Origin of the sequence: Leptospira hartskeerlii, assembly GCF_002811475.1 — a bacterium.
Lineage (GTDB): Bacteria > Spirochaetota > Leptospiria > Leptospirales > Leptospiraceae > Leptospira_B > Leptospira_B hartskeerlii.
Genome location: NZ_NPDL01000004.1, coordinates 199,823 through 224,151, shown reverse-complemented (window position 1 = coordinate 224,151; position 24,329 = coordinate 199,823). Strand labels below are relative to the sequence as shown.

Genomic DNA, 24,329 nt, shown 5'->3' with positions numbered 1-24,329 from the left:
AGTGATGAGATTTAAGGATCATCAACGTCATACGCACGTTAATCCAAAAAAATCTCCAGATTTGCCAAAGAACGCAGGTACGTAATCTTAGTAAGGTTTTTCCAGGTACCGAAGTGAAGTCCCCTTGGGTATACGCATCCCTTAGTTGTGCATTTTCCAACGGAATCCATTCCTTTACGTTCTCAACTTTCATCTGTCCCTCCCATTTATTCCGGAATCGCCCACCATCCAGGCTTAGCTTTTGCCTTATAAAGGAACAAGTAGTGTAGAAGCAGCTTGATCCAATGGCCTGCCAATCCGATCTCTCCGGTGGTATATTTTAAGGATCGCCCGAATTTCGGATATTTCTTGTAGTCCGGAACCACAGGGTACACGGTCATAGAAGCAGCAGTTCCGTTAAATAATCCTTTTCCGGCGGACGCGACGCAAGCAGCTCCCATCTCCGCCATTGAGGCAGTATGACTTGGGAAGGGTTTTTCCTTCAGGATCATGTCGGCGATACTTTTAGCGACAGCGCGTCCCATAGTTGCGGAAGGCATTCCGGTACGAGGAGGTGTAGGAGAAATTTGCACTCCTTCTTCCGTTTTCATAACTTTTGAAATCGGATGAGGCGGAGCGAATGCGATCCCAATAGCGAATAAGTTCGGAAACGAAGGCGATTGATATGTTTTAGGCCAATCTTTAGGCTCCCATTGCTCGAAAGATTTCGCTTGGTAGTTTGCGTCTACCTTCATCATTCCATTCGGAGCAAATAAGGTATCAGTGATTTCCTGGCCGGATTTGGAATAGGCTTTTAATCCTACTCCTGAAAAAGGCGGGATTAGCATTGTAAAATCACTGCGAACATATCCTGATTCCCCATCTAGAGTAACGAAATAGATCAAACCGTTTTCTAATTTGGTTACATGGGAGCGAGTCTTCCATTGAATATCTCGCTCGGCAAATAAAGACTCCGCGAAAATTTTACTGCTGGTAACATAGCCGCCTTGCTTCAAGTGCATTCCTCCCATTCCAAAATCGCCCAATTCGTATTCATTCGAGATCCAGAGTAGACGGGCACGATCTCGCACTCCAGCTTTACGCAATTCATAGTCTATATTGAATAAATATTCGAATGCTGCTCCTTGACATGTGCATGTTCCATGCCCAGTCCCGATCACAAAGTTAAGAGTTTCTCCGGACTTCATCCTTTGGATCGCTTCTCCTAATTTTTTGCTAGCTTCCTCAGCGTGTGAATAAGTGCAAACAGACAAGCTATTCCCATGCTGAGGGCCCAAACCTGGAGTCGCATCGAAGTTCAATTTAGGTCCGGTAGCGTTCACACAAAAATCGTATTCTATTGTTTCTCTCTTTCCTTGTTCTTCTCCGGAAACATATTCAATAGTTACATAGGATCCATTGCCTTCAGGCCCACCTTCCGGATGGATACTAATCGCTTTCGCTTGCACGTAACGAATTCCCAATTTGTCATATACCGGCTTCAACTCGAAAGTGACTTGGGAAGGTTTCATTGCCCCGACCCCAACCCAAATATTAGAAGGGATCCAATTCCATTGTGAGTTCGGTGTAACTACCACGACTTCGTGCTTTTGTTTTACATACTTTTTAAGAAGTGTCGCGGCTGTATGGCCGGAAATTCCGCCGCCTAAAATTACGGTTTTCATACATATACCCCTATAGGTATTATATCAAAAAAGGAAAAAATCCAAACTAAAAAGGATACTTATTCGGATTTTTAAAGAACGACAATTGTCAGGTCGCTTCTATTGAAACGACCTATTTTTGTTATTGTTTTACGCTTTTCTTCCTGAAAACCAAAAGTAAAACGCAGGAACGACGAACCTGCTCAGCACTGTTGCTGCAATCTCTCCGAAAATCAAAGACACTGCCAAACCTTGGAAAATAGGATCGAATAACATAACGGAAGATCCAACAATCACTGCTGCCGCGGTCAAAAACATCGGACGAAAACGAACTACTCCCGCGTCTAAGACTGCTCTCTTCAAATCCTTACCTGCATCAATCTCGGCCTGAATAAAATCCACTAAGATGATCGAATTTCGAACTATGATCCCTGCTCCGGCGATAAATCCAATCATAGACGTCGCGGTGAAGTAAGCTCCAGAAACTAAATGCCCTGGGATAATTCCAATAAGGGAGATCGGTATCGGCGCCATGATGATGATCGGAAGTTTATAATCTTGGAACCAACCAAGCACCAATATATAGATCAAGATCATCACAACTGCAAATGCCCCGCCTAAGTCTCGAAAGACCTCATACGTTATGAACCATTCCCCATCCCATTTTACTGTCGGCTGTTTTGTATTCCAGGGTACCTCCGAAGTGTAGATCGGATATTGAATTTTAGGAGTCAAAGAAAGAATACCGTAAACGGGAGCTTCTTCTTTTCCGGAAAATTCAGCGGTTACATACTCTAATGGTTTTAAATTTTTTCGATGGAGTACTTTAGAAGAAATTCTTTCTCCTTCTCCTAATAAATTCTTTGGAGAAACAGATCCTGAAAATTGGGAAGATAGATCCCAACTTGAAAACGGAGAATATGAGGATCTAAATTCATTCGGGACGGATAGGTCGACAGAAATATCTTCAGGATGATCCGACTCGGATAGAATGAACACCGGAGTTTCTCCGAAAAAAAATCCCGCATTTTTAGCGATCATATAAGAAGGAATTCCTGCAAGTCCACCTTTATCAAATTTGAACGGATATCTGATTTTAGGTCTTATTTCTGAAAGACTAGAATCCAGATCTACTACTCCTTCTTGCGCTTCCGCTATAGAACGGATCTCTTTAGCTACTCGGATCCTTTCCTTTTCGGTCGGCCCGTATATTTCTATTACTAATGTAGAAAGAACAGGAGGTCCAGGAGGAATCTCCAATATTTTACTAAGTACAGAATTTTCCTTATTATATTTTTCTAAAATAGGACGAATGGACTCTATGATCTCATGACTCTTTTTTTTCCTAGAATCCTTGTCTTTTAAAACTATATGAAGATCCGATTTCCATTCTTCTCTTCTTAAAAATGTATGTTTTACCATTCCAGAAAAGGAGAAGGGTGCGGGCTCTCCGGCAAAAATCTGGATCTTCTCCACATTCTCTTCCTTTAAAATGGATTTTGCGAGTTCGCCACTTAATTCTACGGTTTTAGAAAGTGGGGTTCTAGGATCAAAATCCAAAGTGATTTGAAATTCGTCTTTATCGTCGAATGGTAACATCTTCACTTTCACCGCTTTGAATGCCACTAAGGAAATCGAAATAGCAAATAATGCGAGGATCAAAGTAAGCATTTTCATCAAGTTCGATCGGGATTCTAAAAGCCAGCCTGCTATTTTAAGATAAATCGCATCTAAGCGAGAAATTTTCTGACCTGCGTTTGTAGCAGTATGCTCTTTCAAAATTTTTAAACTAATCCAAGGAATAACGGAGAAGGCTACAAAAAGAGAAAGAAGCATTGCAAGGCTAGCTCCAACGGGGATCGGCTTCATATATGGTCCCATCAATCCGCGCACGAACGCCATCGGCAATATTGCAGCAATTACGGTAAAGGTTGCCAAGATAGTAGGATTTCCTACTTCCGAAACTGCATCCAAGATAGATCTGATCTTTCCTTTATTTCCAGGAAAGGCGAGATGCCGCTCTATATTCTCCACCACAACTATTGCATCATCTACGAGTATCCCGATCGAAAAAATAAGTGCGAACAAGGTTACACGATTTAAAGTGTAATCCATGAAATAATAAATTGCCAATGTAAGAGCTAACGTAACCGGGATCGCTACGAACACTACGAAAGAAGCGCGGATCCCCATCCATAAAGCGATCAAAACTGAAACTGAAATAGTCGCGATAAGAAGATGTTCAATAAGCTCCTTGGATTTTACTCCTGCTGTGCTGCCATAATCCCTGATCACACTCAGTTTTATTCCGTTAGGAAGATCTTTTCTAAATTCATCCGCACGTTCTCGGATAATTTTCGACAATTCTTCTACGTTAGTACCTTTTCTTTTGGAAAACACGATTGTGACTGCATTCTCCCCAACATCGGGATTTTCCTTTTGAAAGAAGAAGGACTGTTTGATTCTCTCTTGAGGACCCTCGTATACTTGTGCTATATCTCCGAGTTTAACAACCCTTCCCCAACTTTGTTTGATAGGGATCTTATTTAGATCGTCAGTATTTCGGATAGAAGAACCTATCTCTATGTCATAAACATTTTTGACTCCCCAATTTTTCCCTGCAGGAAAGTCGGAAGAATTTGCCTGAAGACTTTCGGCCAATTGGATAAAATCCACACCGAACTCTTTCATTCTTTGGGGATTTGCAATTACTCGAACTGATTTTTTTCTTCCTCCTAATAATTCCACTTTGGAAAGATCTGGGGTAGAGGAAAGCTCTCTTGCCAAAGGAGAAACTAAAGTACGAAGAGAATAGTCGTCCTTTTCAGTAGAACTGAATGTGATAGCTAGGAAAGGAACATCGTCGATTGTATAAGAATTTACTGATGGATCGGAAGTATTCTGAGGAAGTTGATTTCTGATCTCTAAAATTTTATGGTGGATCTTAACCAACGACGGTTCTAAAGGTTCACCCACCTTAAAACGGACAGTGATCAAAGACTGGTGGTCTCTAGTTGCAGAATATACGTATTCCACTCCCTCTAATCCCCAGACGGATCTTTCTACCGGTTCCGTAATTTTTCTTTCCATTTCCTTTGCAGAATATTGAGGAGAAGAAAAGGAAATATCCACCATCGGAACTGAAATCTGAGGCTCTTCCTCCTTTGGAGTTAAATATACGGATAAAATTCCTGCAAAGATACTTACTATCGCAAAGATCGGAGTTAGCTTAGAGCGGATAAATTTTCCCGCAAGTATTCCTGCAAAGCCTTCGGCTTGTTCTTGTTTATTATTTCCCATTATCGTTTTCCTCTGAATAAAGGATGAGCTGAGCTCTTGTTCTTAAATATTCTAAATCCATAAACTCTTTCCTAGACAAAGCGTCCGAAGTCCTGGAAAAACTTTCCGCTAAACTAGAAGCAGGAATATTACCTCTTTTGAATAATGTTTGAGAAAGAAGAAGTTGTTCGTATTGGATACGGTAGGATTGTTCGGAATCTTTTCGATTTTCAGACAATACTCTTTCTTTCTCTAAAAGGATCTTAAAATCAGAATTTTCTTTTAGTCTTGCTTCCTTTGCTTTTGTTTCTGCGACATCCGCTTGGATCATAGCTTCTTTTTTGGAACCGAGATCAGTAGGATTAAGAAGATTCATTTGCAAAAAAACACCAGCGTTGTATGAGTTTGCAAAATTCCTATCTCCGTTATATCCATACGCTTCCGCGTAAACTCCTACCTTAGGAAGAAATTTTGAATTCTCCATCTCAACCTTCTGTTTAGATATATTTGAATGAGATTCTAGAATTTTAGAAATCGCAGTACGCCTCTCAGATTCGGAAGATGGCAAAGGTAAAGCTTCTTCATAAAAACGAGAGGAAGAAGTTTCAGAAGGTTGTAAATTTTCCAGCGCGCCACCGGACAATATTCTGATCGATTCTAAGGACTCTTTTCGATAAAGGTCCTTCTCCTTTATTTCAGAAGAAACCCTAAGTTGAACGGATTTTAATGCCAAAGAACCGGAATGTCCGATTGGATTCCCTGCGGTATCCAGCCTATACGCGTTTACAAAGAAGTCCAACTGACGAAGTATTTTTTCTCTTTCCTTAACTCCGTCGGAAAACACTAAAGAAGAATGAAATGCTACAGCCGTTTGAATATATAAAGTTTTTCTAAAATATTCAGATTCAAGAACATAAGATTGAAGCTCTTTATCTTTAATTTCCTTGAAGGCCTTCCCAGATCCACCTTCATATACGGAAAACTCAAGACCTAAAGTTCCCCGTGAATAGATATTGTTTCCCGGGTGATTTAAGGTATCTTTCGCAAATATATTTGCCGAATTCGGATTTATATTTTGATAAAGTTGGTTGTTGGAATCCAAAAAATTGGAAAGATTAGACCGGTTGCTTGCAGTAGAAAAATCGGATTGAGTTGCAGATCTTTGGCCCAGTTTTCCCGTAAAATTTAAGATTGGATCGTTCGTTTGATACGTACGAACATCTGTGTATAATTTTGGAAACCAGTGTAAACCCGCTCTAGCGCTTGCGGATTTCGCGGCTTCTATCTCCAAACTTTTTGTTTGTAAAGAAGGAGAATTTCCGGCGACCTTTTCCCATACAGAGAAAAAATCCATATTAGGATCGGAAGCCTTGCTAGGAATAGGTATCGTACACAATACCCCACCCAGTATAAGCGATAGAGCGGATTTAGATCTCATTGGATTTACCTATCAGATCCGCATTTCTTAGGGATGCCCAATCGAGTAAGAATAAACCCCATAGGACAAAATCCTGTCATGGAAAAGAGGATCATATTGATCCCAACTAAAAGATTTAGAACAAGTCCCCACTGGCTGAAAAAGTTCGCGATGATTAAACCTATCAAAGAGACGGATCCCGCAATCAGGAACAAGACTCTCTCCAAGTACCAGCTTTGAGTGTTTGTATTCTCCATATTATATACCCCCCTAGGTATATAATATCCATATACCCGTAGGGGTATATGATTAGTCAACAGAAATCTATAGATGCAATAAATTTAAGAGCGTCCGAAGCCTGTTCGAACGCAATAGCAGAAGTGTGGGATTGCTTAAAAGGAAGGGATTATAAGGAGAACGCGGCTTTAATCGCTTTTTTCAGGTTTTTTTGGATAGAAACAGAAGATTTCTTTTCGGAAAAACATCTGTCCATATATTCCTGAACATATGCCTCACCAAATTTTTTGAGCGCCTGACTCGAGGCTTTTAGTAGGATTAAGGTTTTTTCACAATCTTCATCCTTATTATGCAGACTCTTTTCAAGCGCGTCCAGCTGACCTTTGATCCTATGTAGTCTATGAGTAAGTTGTTTTCTTATTTCATCTAATTCCATAACGTATACCCTGTATGGTATGTGCAAATGTCAAGTATTATGCTAAAACCTTCTCCCCATTATAATAAAAAAGGATGGATCACACATCTTATTGCCGGATCTTCTATCTAAATGAAAGCCATTCTTAGTCTTTGTTCCGTATTCTTAATTTCTTGCGTTGGTTCCGCTCAAAGAATGCAACAGGTCTATGCGGAACATCCGGACATCAATGAGGCATGTTTACAATTCCTCTCTTCCGGAAAGTATGCTTCTATCGAAAATGAGAAAATTATGTTGGATACTTTGTATAAAATATCCGAGCAGAATATCCGAGAAACTTACCTTACCGGGCAAATTGTATATGTTCCAGAAGTAGGAGAAGGAAAACATCTACAACTTAACAAAGACGGAAAACTCGAATATTATAGGATTAAATACGAGACCTTTCATGCTAAAGAAGGAACTGAATTCTTTTGTGCAGAAAGACTTCGTATAGATCTAGAGAAAAAGTTTCAGGCAACTGCAGCAAAATTAAAGAAAAACCCGTTAGATCTAAAGGCAAGACAAGAACTTGAAACCAATTTAGGATCTTATCTTAAATTCGCAAACGCAGTGCAAGGCAAGTCTCAGATTGTAAGGAACTTTCTATTCTTCTCTCTTGGAAAATATATGAAAGGTGATCAAGGGATTCCTGTTTCTCCCTGTGAATTCACTCAAAAAATATTGGAGCCCATTACAATCGCAACGTCAGGTCTAACAGACGCTGATCCTAAACTTGCTTGGGCGGCAAATATTCAAATTTTCACAGCTTATGAGTTAGGATTTACGATGGCAGGGTATTGCAAGTAAATCTTCGACTAACTTTGTTTAGAGATAAAACAATTTACAATTCTTTCGATTCTTCTTGACCTCAACTAATTCAATGCAATAATCTTGGCCCGACAATTTATGCGGAGAAGTTTATGCGTTCCACAATGATGGATTATCCACTGGTTTTGCCTTCCATTTTAAAAAGAGCAAAAGAGGTTCATCCTCATAAGGAAATCGTAACCAAATGGCATGATAATTCCATCCAAAGATTAACTTACGGAGAATTTTACAAAAGAACGATCCGTTTGATGAGTGCATTACGAAAAGCGGGTGTAAAACCCGGAGAAGCAATCGCCACTTTTTGTTTAAATCATTCCGTTCACTTGGAATTATATTTTGCAATCCCGAGTATTCGAGCAGTTCTTCATACGATCAATATTCGATTATTTCCGGAACAACTTACTTATATCATCAACGAAGCTAAGGATAAATTTATCTTTGTAGATAAATCTTTAGCTACTGCGATCGAAAAGAATCTAAGTCAAATCCACGGAGTCCAAAAGTTTATCATCATCGATGACAAGGAGAATATTCCTTTCCCGAATCTTCCAAATGCGATCTCGTATGAAGATTTTTTGAAAACAGGAGATGAGGTTGAAAATTTCGAAATTATAGATGAGTTCGAAGCAGCAGGAATTTGCTATACTTCCGGAACGACGGGGAATCCGAAAGGAGTAGTTTATTCTCATAGATCCACATTTTTACATTCTATGTCAATATGCATGGGAGACGCATTGTGTATTAGAGAATCAGAAACTGTCCTTCCGGTAGTTCCGATGTTCCATGTAAATTCTTGGGGAATTCCTTTTGCTTCAGTGATGACCGGATGTAAGTTAGTATTTCCCGGAAAACATCTTTTAGGAGCTGCGCTTGCGGAATTATTAGAATCTGAAGAAGTTACATTAACAGCGGGAGTTCCTACAGTTTGGAATGTTCTCTATCAACACTTAAAGAAAACGAAATATAATCTGAAACTCCATACTATGGTAGTCGGTGGTTCAGCCGCGCCTCGGGGTCTAATCGAAGGTTTTGAAAAAGAGTTCGGGATCTCCATTCTTCACGCTTGGGGAATGACCGAAACTTCTCCCGTTGGAACTGTCTCTCATCTTCGCGGTTTTATGAAAAATTGGGATGATAGTAAAAGATATTCTTACAGAGCTAAACAAGGTGTGCCTGTCCCCGGGGTAGAGATCCGTGCAATCGATGATAACGGTACAGATGTTCCAAAAGATGGAAAAACTCCCGGTGAACTTTTAGTACGAGGACCTTGGATCGCTGCATCTTATAAAAGCGGGGAATCTTCCGAATCTTTTACCTCCGACGGTTGGTTCCGCACAGGAGACGTTGTAGTCCTTGATGAATTCGGTTACATGCAAATCACAGATCGCAAAAAAGATCTAATCAAAACAAGAGGAGAATGGATCTCTTCAGTAGATATGGAAAATCTTGTTATGGCAGATCCGGATGTTCTAGAAGCAGCAGTTGTAGGAAGAAAGGATCCAGTAAGAGACGAGGCCCCAGTAATCTTTGTGGTTCCTCTAGAAGGTAAAGAAGTAGATCCGAAGAAGATCCATGATCGACTGAAAGATCATTTTGCTCACTGGCAATTACCAAAGATAGATGATATTCGGTCGGTTTCTGCAATTCCAAAGACAAGCGTAGGCAAGTTCGATAAGAAAATTCTAAGAAAAGAATTAGAAGAATAGACCGCTAGTATTCCCATCCAATTCTAGGAGAGTGAGCAAATCTAACGGCATTTTAATCCTAGTACTTGGGGCTTTGACTGCAATTGCACCTTTTTCGATCGACATGTATCTTCCGGGTATGAATGAGATTGCAAAAGATCTTGGAACTCCAATCTCAGACGTGCAACTAACGTTAACTAGTTTCTTTTTTGGAATTTCCTTCGGACAATTATTTTATGGGCCGATCATAGATCGTTTCGGCCGTAAGATTCCTTTGCTCATTGGTCTTACGCTATACATAATGAGTTCATTAGCTTGCGGATTTTCGAATTCAGTTAATGCATTAATTTTCTTCCGCTTTTTACAATCCTTGGGCGCTTGCGCAGGAATGGTAATCCCAAGGGCAGTCGTAAGAGATGTGTTCTCTCCTCATGAAGGAGCTAAAGTCTTTTCTCAGATCATTTTAGTAATGGGAATCGCTCCGATACTTGCTCCTACCGTAGGCGGACTTCTTTTACAGTTTGCAAGTTGGAACTGGATATTTTTTACTCTTACGGGAATTTCTACTTTGATGCTTTTTGGGTCAGTCTTGATATTTCAAGACTCCAAAGGAGGAGATTCTTCTATTTCTCTTAAGATTGCTCCAGTGATCAAAGAATATATTGAAGTCTTTTCCAATCCGATCTTCAAAACATATGTACTTAGTTCCGGATTTTCCGCCTCAGTAATGTTTGCCTACATAGGAGGTTCTCCGTTCGTGTTCATGGTTTTGAACGGACTCACTCAAACTGAATATAGCTATTTATTTGGATTTAACGCTTTCGGTTTGATCCTCTCAAGTCAGATCAATCGTATTCTTCTTAAAAAATTCGAAGCGGCAACAATTGTTAAGTATGTCGGATATTCCTATTTGATACTTTGTTCTTTGCTTGTGATCTTCCAAATTTTTGGCCTAGGATTTATTCCTATGCTTGTTTTGATCTTCTTCTTAGTGAGCGCTTTCGGACTTATTGTTCCGAATGCTTCTGCACTTGCAATGGCCCCTTTTTCAAAAAATGCAGGAAGTGCATCCGCTTTAATGGGAGCATTGCAGATGGTATTCGGTGCCGTTTCCACTGCGGCAGTTAGCCTTCTTCATGACGGAACCGCTTATCCGATGATCGCAGTGATGTCGATTTCCGGCGTTATGTCTTTAGCTTCTCTATTTTTCTTTGGAAAAGCTCATAAAAGAATTAAAGAATCTTAATATTCTTTCTTGATAAAATGAGAAGAAGGAATGATGGACCCGAGAATTCGGGTCTTATCAAAGATCTGTTTTTGTTTAATTGCGGGTATATCTTAATTCGCTGATAAGCACCACTTTTTGTGAATGTGGTTCCAGCAAATTGTCCGCATAAGAATCCAACAACTTTCCTAATCTATTTATTTGAGGAAAGTCCCGCCCGGAAATCTGGGAGTTTGGAATATGGTCCAAGACCTCAGTATTGGGTCGGGTATTCAAGGCTAGCCTCCGGATTGGGATAAGGCGAAGAATTGAACCTTCTCCGAACCATGTCAAGCCTATTGGACATAATTCGGAAAGATTTTGGACTCAGCTTAGAATCCTTGATTTAGGCGATTCTAAGCTGAGTATCTCGAATCGGGGCCACTTTAGATTATAGCTTATTCCTCGGAGTTAAGACCGAGTTTGGACTCTATAGCCTTTATTCTTCTGGCCCATTTTTGGAAATTGACCACGTTCTTGATATTCACTCTGAGTTTTTGGAACTCCGGGAAAGTTAGTCCATAGTCCCAGCCCACATAGATATCAGGCTTAGTGAGAGTATTTCTGACAGAAGTTCCTCCACCTACGATTGTCCCGCTTGGGATGCTAAGATGATCCGCGATGCCACAACCTCCGCCGATAGTAACGTTATCTCCTATCGTTGTAGAACCTGCGACACCAGTGTAACCCGCAATTACAACATTCTTTCCTAATACACAGTTGTGACCGATATGAACTAGGTTATCGAATTTACAGCCGTCGCCAATGATTGTGTTTTCCAGACCGCCTCTATCGATTGCGCTATTGGAACCCATCTCAACATCATCTCCCACAATCACTGTTCCGACTTGAGGGATCTTGTTGTGTTTACCGTTTGCAAATACAAATCTGAATCCATCTCCGCCAATAGTACAATTTCCGAAAGATCTAAATCTTTTTCCTATAATGACTCCGTGGTGGATCACGTTATTCGGCCCTATATGGGAACCTTCTCCGACTCTTGCCCCTCTTCCGATACGAACTCCATCTTCTAGGACAGAGTTGTCTCCGATCTCAGCATCTTCTCCAACGGATGCAAAATTTCCTATATAACAATTTTTACCGATCTTTGCTTTAGGATGAACGAATGCATTCGCTTCTACTTTGTTTTCGAACTTATGAGGAGGATAGATCAGATCTAAGACCTGAGCAAGTATTAGATCCGGTTTATCTACAACCAAACAAGGCACTTCTAATTCCTTTGCAAACTCGGAAGTAGTAAGGATGATAGTAGAGGCTGTCTTCTTAGCCTCGTTTAACATCTTCTTATTTGCGAGAAAACTAATGCTGTTCGTAACTCCCGGGTTAATCGGAGAAACGGATTCCACCTGAACTTTTTTGGGGTCCGCGCAATTTTCTATTTTTGCTCCGGAAATTTTGGAAGCCAGTTCTTCCAAGGTATATCTAGCCATTAAGACCCTCTTTCCTAGACTTTTAGTATCTGCCAACGTATCCATGGATCGAATTCGGATCTATCCGAAATTTCAGAACGAATTACTTAGATAAGCTAATGTATATCATAGAGAGGTACTTATCTAAGGATTAAAGATAAAGAAGACATAATACGGAAAAATGACCCTTCTTCCTTTGGAAATATCCCGTTTGACGAATTAGCTTCCGAAAAAAATCTGTAATACATTAGAAATCGACATCAGGATCCAGCCCGCCTATGAAGCCCGTTAGAGAGCCGCAAATCAATATATTCAAAAAATCAAACCCGCTAAAAGCTAAGGTTATCAGTAATGTTTTACTTACTCCAGAAACTGGAAAAGGTAAAAGACCTAAAAAAGAAGGCGAGTCCTTAATTCATAGAATTACTATAGCAATCGACCATGGCCAGTATCCTTATTTGATCGGACAATCCGGCGGTATCATTCCTCCTGGAGAAGACCCTGAGAAAAAAGCAAAGGGTTTAGCAGACGCAGCCTACACAGTGCGTTTATACTCAATCGCTTCTCCTAGTTACTCTTTCGGAATGAAAGAAGATACGATCGAATTCATTATCAAAAGAGATAATGTTTATGATGCGGAAGGAAACGTTCAGTTCAAAGGAGTTTGTTCTAATTACGTTTGTGATCTGAAAGAAGGTGACGAAGTAGTGATGACCGGACCTTCCGGAAAAAAATTCCTTCTTCCAAACACTGACTTCTCCGGAGACATCATGTTCCTCGCAACTGGAACCGGTATCGCTCCATTTGTTGGAATGAGCGAAGAACTTCTTGAACATAAACTTATTAACTTCACTGGTAATGTTACTCTTGTATACGGAGCACCTTACTCCGATGAGTTAGTAATGATGGATTACCTAAGAGGATTAGAGAAGAAGTTCCCTAATTTCAAATTGGTTACCGCTATTTCCAGAGAAGAAAACAATCCTTTCGACGGCGGAAGAATGTATATCTCTCACAGAGTTAGAATGTTAGAAGCGGAAGTTAAAAAAGTTCTCTCTTCCGGTGGACGTTTCTATATCTGCGGTGGTCCGAAAGGAATGGAAAAAGGAGTAATCGAAGAGATCCAAAAGATCGACGGAAACTCCGGAACTTACGAAGAATACAAACATCATCTGGAAGGCGCCCACCAATTATTCGTGGAAACCTACTGATCGATTTTCTAAAATTTTTCTAAGTAAAGGCTCCTACGGGAGCCTTTTTTATTTCGAAAACGACTGGAAATCCAAAACCGGGAATTTAGTCTTTTGCCGTCAGGAAGGGAAAACTATGAGCGTAATCCGAGATATCGATAAAGGCAAAGGTGAGATCATCCGAGTCGAAATTTCAGAATTTAAAGGAAATAAATATCTGAACTTAAGAGTTTGGTACACAGACAGCGAAGGTGAATACAAACCTACCCAAAAAGGGATCGCGATCCCGGTCGGATTATACTCGGAAGTCAAAGATGCAATACTTGCGGCGGAAAGCGCACTAAGCTAAACCGCCTTACTTTCTATCCAGGCCTTTAATAAACTTTGGGCCTCTTCTTCCGTTTCAGAAGCGCGAATATGAGATTCTAATCGAGTGATCGAGAATACTTTTTTAACGGAAGATCTTAGATTACTAACGATCAATTCTCCGCCTCTTTTTCTAAGCCAACCTGCGATTTGTATTAACATACCGATCGCAGAAGAGTCAATATAAGAGGATTTAGCCAGATTAAATACTATGTATCTGTAACCTTCTTTCATCTTTTCTTGGATCGCAGTTTTAATCTCAGGGCATTTATAAAGATCTATATCTTCATTCGTACGGAAGGCAAAGATCTGATCGTGGTATTCCACTCCATCGTCCGGAAAGTTTTCCATCGCTCCGTATTGAAGTTCGGAGGCTGAAGCCACCAAATGTTTTGCTGCCGTAGGAGAATTTTCCAAGATCCGATTCTTTAAAGAACTCACCCGAAAGCCAAGAGTTTGTAAAACTTCCGGAGCTAATTCTTCCTTCTCATTAATGTCTTTAATAAGATCATTCAAGAGCGCAATAGATTCTTCTGTATAACCTTCTTTCAGAAGTGTTCCGGCTTTTCTTAAACCTTTTCCGGTTTTCGCGATCGTAGCCTCGACAACTACGTCGGCATCTTCCTTGGCAGAGTCATCGCTCCAATCTAACGGAATATCTATAGTTTTCTGTTCTAACTTAGCGCCATCGGTTAATTCATAATAACTTGCAGAAATGTTAATATTCGCAGGAGTTTCCTTTTTAGTTGGGCGAAGTTGTACCACTAGACTTTTTACATCGTCCGCTCTCATATCTCCGACTTCTAATACCAATGTTTTAGTACGTCCTGTCTCTTCAGGGTCAGGCTCTTGGTAAGAAGAAACTTCTGAGACTATATCAAGAAAATCCATTCCTTTCGGAAAATCCACTTTGAGTTCGATAGATTGCGCGTATAAGGTCCCGATGTCTCCAAACTCTTTGAAGAATATATCTCCAGTCTCTTCAGGAGTTTCCACGTAGTAGAAATTTCCTCCGCCGGACTCTGCGATCTCTTTTAAAAGAATTTCGTTGAAGTCGTTACCGAAACCGATAACAGTTGTGCTGATCCCTTTTTTATAAGCATCAGCTGCAATTTGGATGAGCTGAACAGGATCCTTGATCCCTAATGTTGGATTTCCATCAGTAAGAAGGATAACTCTTTTATAACCATCAGCGATAGGATGTAATTCTAAGGTTCTCAGAACATGAAGCCATCCGCCACTTAGGTTGGTAGAAGTACCCACTTGGATAGAATTCAATCTATGAATGACTGAATTTTTTTCGGCCAAAGGAACTAGCGGTTGGATGACCTGAACGTCTTCTGCGTAAGCAACAGCGGTTAAAAAATCGCGACGGGTCAACCAATTGACCAAGGAAGAAGATGCCTGGATCACCGAATCCATCTTACTTCCTTTCATGGACCAACTTCTGTCCAAGGCTAGCCCTAAAACTAAAGGTTGCCTTTGAACGGAAGCAGGTCCCGTAGGAGAATTTAAACGTATAAGTAGAGTATTGGACTTTGCGGAAGAACCGGCCGGTCTCATCAATTTGGCCGAAAGAATCATGCGCTAGAAAAAACCATTTACATACGCTAAGAGCAAGAAGAATTTAAAAGGGAAACGGAAATAGAAACCGAAAATGAGCCAAGAAATTATAGAGCCATTACTTAAGGTTTTTTTAGACCGATTTGCGGAAATTCGTACTCAAAAGTCCGATGAGATCCCTAGTTTCACACAAATTTACAAAAACGGAAGTTTAGTCTGTGAAGCTTTCAACTCAGTTGAAATTTCGGAAGATTCTTCCTTACATAGCGAAGTTCTCGCTATTTCTGAAGCAAAACGGATCTGCAAGGAAAGATATCTCACTGATTGTATCCTCATAACCACATTGGAACCTTGTTTGATGTGTGGAGGTTCTATTCTTCTTTCTAGAATCCCTAAAGTAGCATATCTGGTCCCCGCAAAATTGGGAGAAGGAATATCTTCCCTTCCTTTAGAAACGATCTATAGTAGAAATTTTTTTCCAGAACTCGTACTAATTAAGTCAGAAGCTACCACAGAGTTATTCAAAACTTTCTTCAAAGATAAGAGAAATTAGACGGACTTTTAGGCTTTTCCTTCTTTCTTGTCCCATACTATCTGGTAAAATTACAACCTATGGCCGGAAATCACGAAGTTCTCTCCCGCAAATATCGTCCCCAAAGATTCCAGGACGTGATCCATCAGAATCTTGCGATCGGTGCATTACAAAACGCGGTTAAATCCGGAAAGATAGGTCATGCGTATATTTTTTTCGGCCCTCGTGGTGTTGGAAAAACTACAATCGCTAGGATCTTTGCAAAAAGATTAAACTGCCAAAATCCTATCGATAACGAGCCATGCAATCAGTGCGATTCTTGCCAAGAGATCACTAAAGGAATTTCCGGAGATGTTCTTGAAATAGATGCTGCTAGTAACCGCGGTATAGAAAATATCAGAGAACTTAGAGATAACGTAAAATTCACTCCGATGGGCGGTAAATACAAAGTGTACATCATAGATGAGGTGCACATGCTTACTGACCAATCCTTCAATGCACTTTTAAAAACTTTAGAAGAACCTCCAGCTCACGTGGTTTTCGTTCTAGCAACCACAGAGTACCATAAAATTCCAGAGACAATTTTATCCCGTTGCCAAGACTTTATTTTTAAAAAAGTTCCTTTATCCGTACTCCAAGATTACGCGGAGAATTTATGTAAGGAAGAAAACACAAAGTACGATTCGGAAGGATTGTTTTGGGTAGCGAAGAAGGGTGACGGCTCTGTAAGAGATATGCTTTCCTTTATGGAGCAGGCTCTTGTGTTCACAGATAATAAACTCTTAGGATCCGAGATCAGAAAAATGATCGGTTATCATGGGATCGATTTCTTATCCGATTTTATTAAGAGCCTGGTAGATGAAGAAAATTCTTCCAAGTCATTACAGATCATCGAGAACTTATACCAAGAAGGTCAGGACATATACAAATTTCTTTGGGATTCGATCGAGTTCACTCATACAGTATGTTTAGTGAAAGATTCCGCAGCAGATTCCGAATCAGCAAACTATCCTAGAGAAGATTTGATCAAGATGAGAAAGGACTTCGAATCGGTTGACCCTATCGCGTTGAACAAACTTTCTTTTCGTCTTTTTGAATTATTCGAAAAAGTTAAAACTCTTCGTTTAAGAAACTCTTTTGAGATTAAAATTTTCATTGAGATTCAGATCAAAAAACTTACGGAAGATCTAGCTAAACCTAGTCTTGCAGGACTTGTAGATAGGATCAATCATCTCATATTGATGATCCAAGATCAGGACGCCGGCACAGCATCCGTCGCATTCGAAGTTCCAAAAAAGCAAGCTCCTACTCCGGCAAAAGAAATACAAACTGCAGCCCCGACTCCTTCTCCAATTGTGTCTAATGAGAAGAAAGAAATTCCTCAAGAACAAAAAGCAGGGCCACTTTCTTCTCTAGAAGATCTGGCTAAAGGTGTTTCTTCTGAAGACGCAGAATGGGAAAAATCTTTTAAAAACGAATTTTTAGGAACGGATATAGATCCTTCCAAAGTACCCAAGCTGGGACTCTAGGGTGTAAACCATGTTTGAAAATCTAAAAAACGCATCCGAAATTTTTTCCAAGATGGGAGAAATGCGCGGCAAAATGGAAGAGATCAAAAAGAGGATCTCTAGCTTGAGAGTAATGGGTGACGCAGGCGCTGGCATGGTGCAAGTCACTTCGACCGGAGATGGACTGATCGTAGATGTAAAGATCAATCGTGCATTATTCGATTCAGAAGATAATAAAATGTTAGAAGATCTGGTAATGGCAGCGACTAACGATGCCGTCCAAAAAGCAAAACAAGCTGCCGAGTACGAATTAAAATCAATCACAGGCGGACTGGATCTCTCCGAAATTTCCAAATTATTCGGCGGTAACCTTGGCTGAACATTTAATCGAGGGAATGGTAAATGCTCTTTCTTCTCTTCCTGGGATCGGAAGAAAAAGTGCTTACCGTATCAGTTTTCATTTATTAAGACAGGACCCCGCAGTTTTTAACGGGTTCATTCAAAGTTTATCGGAAGTAAAAGGAAGGATCCGTTTCTGCTCTCGATGCGGCTCATATTCTGAAGAAGAGATCTGCGATCTTTGCCTCTCCGAAAAAAGAGACAGTCATACAGTTTGCGTGGTTGAACAACCTGAAGACGTTTTCTTTATAGAAAACACAGGAGAATTCAAAGGAAGATATCATGTATTAAACGGCGTGATCTCTCCTTTAGAAGGAGTTGGACCTCAAGATCTACGCATTAGAGAACTTCTGAGTAGAATCGAACCGGAGGATTTGAAAGAAGTTTTAGTTGCTACAAACCCTACATTAGAAGGGGACGCAACTGCCGATTATCTAAACCATCAATTAAAGAATTTTAATGTAACTGTTACCAGGATTGCTTATGGAATTACTGTGGGTGGCTCTATAGAGCTCGCGGACCAATACACTTTAGGAAGGGCAATTCGCTCCAGACTCAAACTTTAGAATCTATGCTCTGCAGTGACGAACAATTCTCTTAAGATTGTTCCTTGTGTCGTGTCTAAATAAGCTTTCAATCCGTTTCCTGCCACAAAATAACCGGAACGTAAAAGTATCTGCATATCTCTGAACGCACTCCATCTTAGGTTCAGGTTATATTCCTGGCCAAAGTATGCAGAAGTATGATAGAAGTTTTCCTCATTGTAAAATCTGTTATTATCTATAAGTGGAGATTTGGTTCCATATAATCTATAATAACCTAAAGTTAAGACCAGAGGGCCTGATAAAACTATATCCGTAAAAATCCCGTATTCATATAGACCGCTCATGTCTCTACCGGAGAATAATGCATAACCTCCCGTAAAGTCGTTTGCAATGTTGGAAAGAGAATATCCTGGGAGTAATGTTCGATAACCATTTCCATGTAAATTAGATCTAGTACCATCTTTTTCGTAACCAGGTCTTCCTGTTGAACCGGAACCCATTGCGGTAACACTTACGGATTCATTGTATCGATAAGAGAGTTGTGTATCAAAGAATCCGCCTTTGATCTGATACAAGTCGTACTTTCTTTGGATCTCGTCCCCATTTGCATCTCTATAAGGATTCAAAGATTTAACATGTCCGTGATTATAGATACCATGAACAGTTAATGTAAAATCCGAAAAATTGAATTCGTTGAATAGACCGTGCCAGAACAATTGATTACTTTCGCTTGTTCTGGAAACAAGACCATACACACCACTTACATCCTGAATATCTCTTAAATTATCATCCAAGTAAAAACTATATAGCTCATGTTTTGCATTATTAAAGAAACTAGTTTTAATCTTATAAAAATAAATATTCGAACCTTGGTAATTTTTATCCGCGAAAGTATTTTTATCCAAATCGGTAAGATTATTCTGCTTCGCTACGAACCAACCACCCTCTATTGTTGTATTCCAATCCCTGATATCTTTGGTTAAGTTCACTCCTGTTCCAGGTACGAACACTACTCTACCTTGTGCTGACGTGAAAAGTTGAAGACCAACCCTTGCAGTAAAACTTTTCTCAGGCAATTTAAAATTGAGATAGAGAAAGTTTGTCTGCATATTCACTGCAGAACTAAATGTGGCTTCTCCGCCTTGTCCAGGTCCAACACTGGAACTTTGATTAACTCCTCTTCCCCCGAAGATAATATCCCCTATCTGAACACCCACCAATGCTTCGAAATATTTCGAAGTGGAGAAGTTCATATTCAAGGTCATCCTTGCATCGTAATAAGTTGTATCTTCTTTCTGAGGACTGAGAGTGCTAGGATAACCTTTTTCTCTAGCAGCTAATTCATTTTGATATTTTGTGAGGGTGTCTTTATTATACTGCTGTACGAAATCAGAACGATTATATGGAGTCACAGGAGTCTGTCTGGAAGTATAAATATCTCTTCCTAAATTGAAACCACGCACCCTATAGTTTCCTTGGAAATCTATCTTTGTCTTTTCCTCTACTTCCTGAGCAGAAATAGAAATACCAGCAAGAACAAAAATAACTAGGACGAAAGTTCGGATCTTTTGAAACAGAGAGTCCAACACGAATTATTTTACCCAACTGCTTCCTAGAAAATATTTAGAGCGTAGACCTTCTATCACTCCTGTCCTTTTTAATTCCTTAATAAAGAAATTATAATTATCCGCAAAAACTAAGTCATTCAAAGGTAATGCAGCACTTATATACTCGTCCATGACAGGATTTATTAGGGCCACATAGTTAGCTTTTAGGCTCGGCTGTTTTTGTAATAAGGATAGAATATACAAACTATCCGCAACATAACAAATCACATTCCCTTTTGTTAATGCATCTATCGCAATGGAATCCGAAAGATAACTGTAAATTTGGTTCTTACCGAACCTTCTCAAAAGATAATTGTGATTTGTAGTATTGGATCTTACGGAAAATGAAAGAGCATTAAGAACTGCTAAATCTTCTAAGGACTTAAAAGTTCTAGTAGTTACGATACTACCTTCTGGTTCAGGAGGAAGAGAACGTTTATTCACAAGACCAGCAGGAGTTGTAAGAAGATAAGGATCGGAAAAAGTAACAGTCTTTCCACGACTTAGATCAGTAGACATTCCCGCCATTGCAATGTCTATCGTACCTGCCGCGATCTCATCCGAAAATTGACGAAAAGTTTTGAGAGGTTTTACTTTGAGTGCAACTCCCAAATAATCCGCGTATAACTTTGCAAGTTCCATATCAAAACCTGGAAAACCTTCTTTCGGGTCTTGGATGTAAAAAGGTTCGTAAACTCGATTGACCCCGACCACCAATTCTTTCTTCGAAAGGACGGAATCCAATCTAGAAGGTATAGCTTTGGTTTGGGAATATAAGTCTAGAGAGATAAAAAGTACAATGGCCGAGAAGAATGCCGACTGAAACTGCTTCCGCATTTTCATGATACCTAGGTTATCGGCATCTTCAGGTTGTTAAAGGAGTTTTTAGTTTATTCTAAAATCTGAAATTCGGTCCTACGATTTTTACGGTCCGTTTCAGGGTTTTTTTCCGGATAAATCGGCTCCTTGCTTCCCTTTCCGTCCGTAGTAAATCTACCTGAGGAGATCCCTTTCTTGACCAGATATTCCTTCACTGCTGCGGCCCGATTACGACTTAATTCTAAATTGTCGCTCGGATCTCCGTGCAAATCTGTATGTCCTGTGATCTTCAATTTTATGGATGAATTTTCATTTAAGAAGGTAACCAATCTGTCCAAAATTTCAAAAGACTCTTCTTCGATCTCAAAGGAGCCAGTTCTAAAATGAATAGATTCTAAGGAGATTTTTTTATTTTTCTTCAATTCCTCCCATTCATTTACTGAAAATTCGTAGATGTCGTAATTCCCGCCTTCTTTCACGAGCCTACAAAAGTATGCATTCTTACCGTCAGGAGTTTCAATGTAAAATGCTTCGTCACCTGGTGAATTAATTACGGGTCCTAGGTTAACGGCAGGTGAAAAGGTTCCGTCTTCCTTAATTTCTACTTTATAAATGTCTAATCCACCGTAACCGCCAGGGCGATTGGAAGAAAAATACAAATACTTGCTATCTCTACTCATAGTAGCTGCAATCTCAGCGTGTTCCGTATTCACGGGACTTTCCATACGGATTGCTTTTCTCCAAGAGCCATCTTTGTATTCTGAAATATAAATGTCTGACTCAGCAACTTTTCCGAATGGATAACGAGTGAAGAATAAATAGCTTCCAGCTAAAAATGGATTCTCCTCGATTGCTGGAGTGTTCACTTCCTGAGGAAGTCTAGTAGCCTTATCCCAACTTCCATCTTTCAAAGTAGAAAAATATAGATCTCTAGAGACTCCAATCTTACCGCTACTTAATTTGAACTCTATACTTCCGTCTCGGTTAGAGGAGAATATGATCGCTTTCTCATTTTCAATAATGAAGGGACTTTGATCGTCGAATTGAGAGTTTAATTCGGAAACTTCTACGCCTAAACTCCATCCGTCTTTGGTTTTTACAGATTTGAAAAGATCTGAGTAATTTGAATTCTTACGTTTGGAATAATAATATAGAATATTACCGTCTTCCGAAAGACTGATCCCAAACTCGTTTAAAGAAGTATTAACCTCTCCTTTAAGAAGAGCAACTTTTCCTTTTACGGAAGAATCTTCTGCACCGGATACTGAGAATCCTGCGAATATGAAATAACAAAGTAAGACAGAAACGATCTTAAAAGAATTAGAAAACTGAGTATGGATTTTCGAAGCCATACTCTAACTATCTGTCTTTTAGAGAAAAACCTGATACTTTTTCGAAGAAAAAATCAGAGATATTTTTTCAAAGCTTCAGGGAACTCTATCGTTCCATCTTCTTTTTGATAAGTTTCTATAACTGCAGCCAAGGTCCTACCGATCGCCAAACCGGAACCGTTCAAAGTATGGACTAATTGGTTTTTGCCTTCTTTGGATTTGTAGCGGATCTTACCACGTCTTGCCTGAAAATCCTTGAAATTAGAAACGGAAGAAATTTCCATCCAACGATTCAAACCAGGCATCCAAACTTCTAGATCGTATGTTTTAGAAGAAGCAGCCGAAATATCACCGCTGCATAATAACATCACTCTGTATCGGATCCCTAATTTTTTCAGGATATTCTCAGCATGAGAAAGCATCTTTTTATGTTCTTCTTCGGAATCTTCCGGACGAGCGAACTTCACAAGTTCTACTTTTTGAAATTGGTGAACTCGAACAAGACCCCTCGTATCTTTTCCATAAGAACCCGCTTCTCTTCTGAAACAAGAAGTATGAGCTGTGATAGATACAGGAAGAGAGCTTTCAGGAATAATCTCATCTCTGTATAGATTTGTTAAAGGAACTTCTGCAGTTGGGATTAGATTGAGTTCGTCTCTTTCCAATCTATAGTATTCGTCTTTAAATTTAGGATACTGTCCTGTAGTGGTCATACATTCATCGTTTACCATGACAGGTACCCAAACTTCTGTATATCCATGCTCAGTTGTATGAGTTTCAAGCATGAAATTTGCGAGTGCTCTTTCTAATTTAGCACCTAGACCAAAATATGTGTAAGCCCTCGCGCCTGCGAGCTTAGTACCCTTTTCAAAATTGAACCAGCCTAATGCTTCTCCCAATTCGAAATGAGGCTTAGGAGTAAATTTATAGTCTCTGACTTCTCCTACTTCATACAAAACTTTATTATCGTGCTCGTTCTTGCCTACAGGAACATCCTTGTCTAGAATATTAGGAAGACCTAAATTGATTTCCAAAAGTTTAGATTCAAGGGATTCAAGATCATCTTCAATCTTTTTGATCTTATCTCCGATCTCTTTCACTGCGGAAGAAGCAGCTGCAATATCTCCACCTGCTTGTTTTACTTTTCCGATCTCTTTACTTGCTTTATTTCTTTCTTCACGGAATACATCCGCTTCTTTTTGAAGGCCCTTTCTTTTTTGGATGATGTCAGCAAGTTGATCCAAAACTGCGAGATCTTTAAAACCTCTCAGTTCCAGATTAGATTTTAATTCTTCAGTGTTATCAGTGATATATTTCAGATCAATCATGATGGTACGCCTTCCTTTGCGTGAATTTTAGGGAATTATTATACAAAGTTTTTTCTACTTCTGAGTTGGATTCTTTTCTTAGCGCGAACATTTTCTCTAAAACGAATTTAGTATAAGATGGTTCGTTTCTTTTTCCGCGGAAAGGTGGAGGTGCAAGAAACGGTGCATCTGTTTCGATCAACATACTTTCTAACGGAAGTTTTTCAGCTGCTTCTTGGATATCTCTTGCGTTCTTAAATGCAACAATTCCTGAAAAGGAAATATAATATCCAAGGTCTACTAACTTCTTCGCGGTTGGATAATCATAAGTAAAACAATGGATCACTCCAAATGCCTTGTCTCTATGTTCTTTCAAAATAGAAACTGTATCTTCTGCTGCATCTCTTGAATGAATAACTACAGGAAGAGAATATTGAGAAGAAGCTTCTAAAAAAGAATGAAGCACGTCCGCCTGATATGCCTTAGTCGAGGCATCGTGATAATAATCTAATCCGATCTCACCGATCGCGGATAACTTTTGGTCCGTCACGTTTTCTTTGACTAGTGTCAAAATTTCTTCTTTTTTTGGAAATTCGTGAGTCTCAGTTGGATGACATCCGATCGAATAAAATATTTCTATCTCTTCATCTGAAAATTTTTCAGATAAACCTTTCGCTCTAATTGAACTCTCAAGGTCGATACCGATCTGGACGATCTTTTTTATACCGGATTCTTTTGCTTTTTTTAGAGATTCTGCAATATCCTGCCCTTGCTCTTGTATTATATCTAAGTGGCAGTGAGTGTCGATGATGGTGTACATGTGAAAACGGCTTTTAAAAGGCAGTTTTCATGATTTGTATTGACTGAAAAGAGAATTTTTTAGAATCCTTACAGCATAACAACGGAACGGGGAAACTCGTTG

Annotated in this window: 21 protein-coding genes; 9 read left to right on the top strand and 12 right to left on the bottom strand. The window is 39.7% G+C overall.

Going from position 1 to position 24,329, the window contains the following annotated elements; genetic code table 11:
• Window positions 1–206 precede the first annotated feature (206 nt).
• The 5 genes from CH352_RS08805 to CH352_RS08785 all read right to left on the bottom strand — a co-directional run bounded on the left by CH352_RS08805 (window position 207) and on the right by CH352_RS08785 (window position 7,012).
• Window positions 207–1,664, bottom strand: a complete 1,458-nt coding sequence (locus CH352_RS08805; protein ID WP_100704929.1) for an NAD(P)/FAD-dependent oxidoreductase — start codon at window positions 1,662–1,664, stop codon at window positions 207–209.
• Window positions 1,665–1,793: 129 nt separating this feature from the next.
• Window positions 1,794–4,943 (bottom strand): efflux RND transporter permease subunit, encoded by a 3,150-nt coding sequence (locus tag CH352_RS08800; protein WP_100704928.1) that lies wholly within the window; start codon window positions 4,941–4,943, stop codon window positions 1,794–1,796.
• On the bottom strand, window positions 4,933–6,360 hold the full coding sequence (locus CH352_RS08795; RefSeq protein WP_100704927.1) for a TolC family protein: 1,428 nt from the start codon (window positions 6,358–6,360) through the stop codon (window positions 4,933–4,935). The genes CH352_RS08800 and CH352_RS08795 overlap by 11 nt, the downstream gene beginning before the upstream one ends.
• A 5-nt stretch (window positions 6,361–6,365) precedes the next feature.
• Entirely contained in the window at window positions 6,366–6,596 is a 231-nt protein-coding gene (locus CH352_RS08790) for a YgaP family membrane protein (RefSeq protein WP_100704926.1), read from the bottom strand.
• Window positions 6,597–6,745: 149 nt separating this feature from the next.
• Complete coding sequence (locus CH352_RS08785) at window positions 6,746–7,012, bottom strand: metal-sensitive transcriptional regulator (protein WP_100704925.1); 267 nt, start codon at window positions 7,010–7,012, stop codon at window positions 6,746–6,748.
• A gap of 111 nt (window positions 7,013–7,123) precedes the next feature.
• Between CH352_RS08785 and CH352_RS08780 the strand changes: the two genes are divergently transcribed.
• From CH352_RS08780 to CH352_RS08770, 3 genes are all read left to right on the top strand, one after another.
• Window positions 7,124–7,840: a hypothetical protein gene (locus CH352_RS08780; protein ID WP_243396182.1), complete on the top strand. Its 717-nt coding sequence runs from the start codon at window positions 7,124–7,126 to the stop codon at window positions 7,838–7,840.
• 113 nt (window positions 7,841–7,953) lie between these two features.
• A complete protein-coding gene (locus CH352_RS08775; RefSeq protein ID WP_100704924.1) occupies window positions 7,954–9,567 on the top strand; it encodes a long-chain fatty acid--CoA ligase in 1,614 nt (537 codons plus the stop codon).
• 31 nt (window positions 9,568–9,598) lie between these two features.
• A complete protein-coding gene (locus CH352_RS08770) occupies window positions 9,599–10,792 on the top strand; it encodes a multidrug effflux MFS transporter (protein ID WP_100704923.1) in 1,194 nt (397 codons plus the stop codon).
• A gap of 416 nt (window positions 10,793–11,208) precedes the next feature.
• On the opposite strand, the gene lpxD is transcribed toward CH352_RS08770, so the two are convergent.
• Complete coding sequence (gene lpxD, locus CH352_RS08765; protein ID WP_100705275.1) at window positions 11,209–12,261, bottom strand: UDP-3-O-(3-hydroxymyristoyl)glucosamine N-acyltransferase; 1,053 nt, start codon at window positions 12,259–12,261, stop codon at window positions 11,209–11,211.
• A gap of 257 nt (window positions 12,262–12,518) precedes the next feature.
• Here lpxD and CH352_RS08760 point away from each other — a divergent pair, with 257 nt between their 5' ends.
• Complete coding sequence (locus CH352_RS08760; RefSeq protein WP_100704922.1) at window positions 12,519–13,451, top strand: ferredoxin reductase domain-containing protein; 933 nt, start codon at window positions 12,519–12,521, stop codon at window positions 13,449–13,451.
• A gap of 115 nt (window positions 13,452–13,566) precedes the next feature.
• Window positions 13,567–13,779 (top strand): transcriptional coactivator p15/PC4 family protein, encoded by a 213-nt coding sequence (locus CH352_RS08755; protein ID WP_165780126.1) that lies wholly within the window; start codon window positions 13,567–13,569, stop codon window positions 13,777–13,779.
• Here the strand turns inward: CH352_RS08755 and CH352_RS08750 are convergent.
• Complete coding sequence (locus CH352_RS08750) at window positions 13,776–15,380, bottom strand: anti-sigma factor antagonist (RefSeq protein WP_100704920.1); 1,605 nt, start codon at window positions 15,378–15,380, stop codon at window positions 13,776–13,778. The two genes, CH352_RS08755 and CH352_RS08750, sit on opposite strands and share 4 nt — an antisense overlap.
• 73 nt (window positions 15,381–15,453) lie before the next feature.
• On the opposite strand from CH352_RS08750, the gene CH352_RS08745 reads away from it, so the two are divergent.
• Genes CH352_RS08745 through recR form a run of 4 tightly spaced genes read left to right on the top strand, consistent with a single transcriptional unit; the run spans window position 15,454 to window position 18,364 of the window.
• Entirely contained in the window at window positions 15,454–15,912 is a 459-nt protein-coding gene (locus tag CH352_RS08745; RefSeq protein ID WP_100704919.1) for a nucleoside deaminase, read from the top strand.
• 59 nt (window positions 15,913–15,971) lie between these two features.
• Window positions 15,972–17,420, top strand: coding sequence for a DNA polymerase III subunit gamma/tau (gene dnaX, locus CH352_RS08740; RefSeq protein WP_100704918.1), 1,449 nt, complete (start codon window positions 15,972–15,974; stop codon window positions 17,418–17,420).
• Between the two features lie 10 nt (window positions 17,421–17,430).
• Window positions 17,431–17,778, top strand: a complete 348-nt coding sequence (locus CH352_RS08735; protein ID WP_100704917.1) for a YbaB/EbfC family nucleoid-associated protein — start codon at window positions 17,431–17,433, stop codon at window positions 17,776–17,778.
• A complete protein-coding gene (gene recR, locus CH352_RS08730) occupies window positions 17,771–18,364 on the top strand; it encodes a recombination mediator RecR (RefSeq protein WP_100704916.1) in 594 nt (197 codons plus the stop codon). The genes CH352_RS08735 and recR overlap by 8 nt, the downstream gene beginning before the upstream one ends.
• On the opposite strand, the gene CH352_RS08725 is transcribed toward recR, so the two are convergent.
• Genes CH352_RS08725 through CH352_RS08705 form a run of 5 tightly spaced genes read right to left on the bottom strand, consistent with a single transcriptional unit; the run spans window position 18,361 to window position 24,227 of the window.
• Complete coding sequence (locus CH352_RS08725) at window positions 18,361–19,932, bottom strand: hypothetical protein (RefSeq protein ID WP_100704915.1); 1,572 nt, start codon at window positions 19,930–19,932, stop codon at window positions 18,361–18,363. The two genes, recR and CH352_RS08725, sit on opposite strands and share 4 nt — an antisense overlap.
• 3 nt (window positions 19,933–19,935) lie before the next feature.
• Window positions 19,936–20,787 (bottom strand): substrate-binding periplasmic protein, encoded by an 852-nt coding sequence (locus CH352_RS08720; RefSeq protein ID WP_207766623.1) that lies wholly within the window; start codon window positions 20,785–20,787, stop codon window positions 19,936–19,938.
• A gap of 53 nt (window positions 20,788–20,840) precedes the next feature.
• A complete protein-coding gene (locus CH352_RS08715; RefSeq protein ID WP_100704914.1) occupies window positions 20,841–22,121 on the bottom strand; it encodes an OmpA family protein in 1,281 nt (426 codons plus the stop codon).
• Between the two features lie 53 nt (window positions 22,122–22,174).
• Window positions 22,175–23,428: a serine--tRNA ligase gene (gene serS, locus CH352_RS08710; RefSeq protein WP_100704913.1), complete on the bottom strand. Its 1,254-nt coding sequence runs from the start codon at window positions 23,426–23,428 to the stop codon at window positions 22,175–22,177.
• Complete coding sequence (locus tag CH352_RS08705; RefSeq protein ID WP_100704912.1) at window positions 23,421–24,227, bottom strand: TatD family hydrolase; 807 nt, start codon at window positions 24,225–24,227, stop codon at window positions 23,421–23,423. The genes serS and CH352_RS08705 overlap by 8 nt, the downstream gene beginning before the upstream one ends.
• Window positions 24,228–24,329 lie beyond the last annotated feature (102 nt).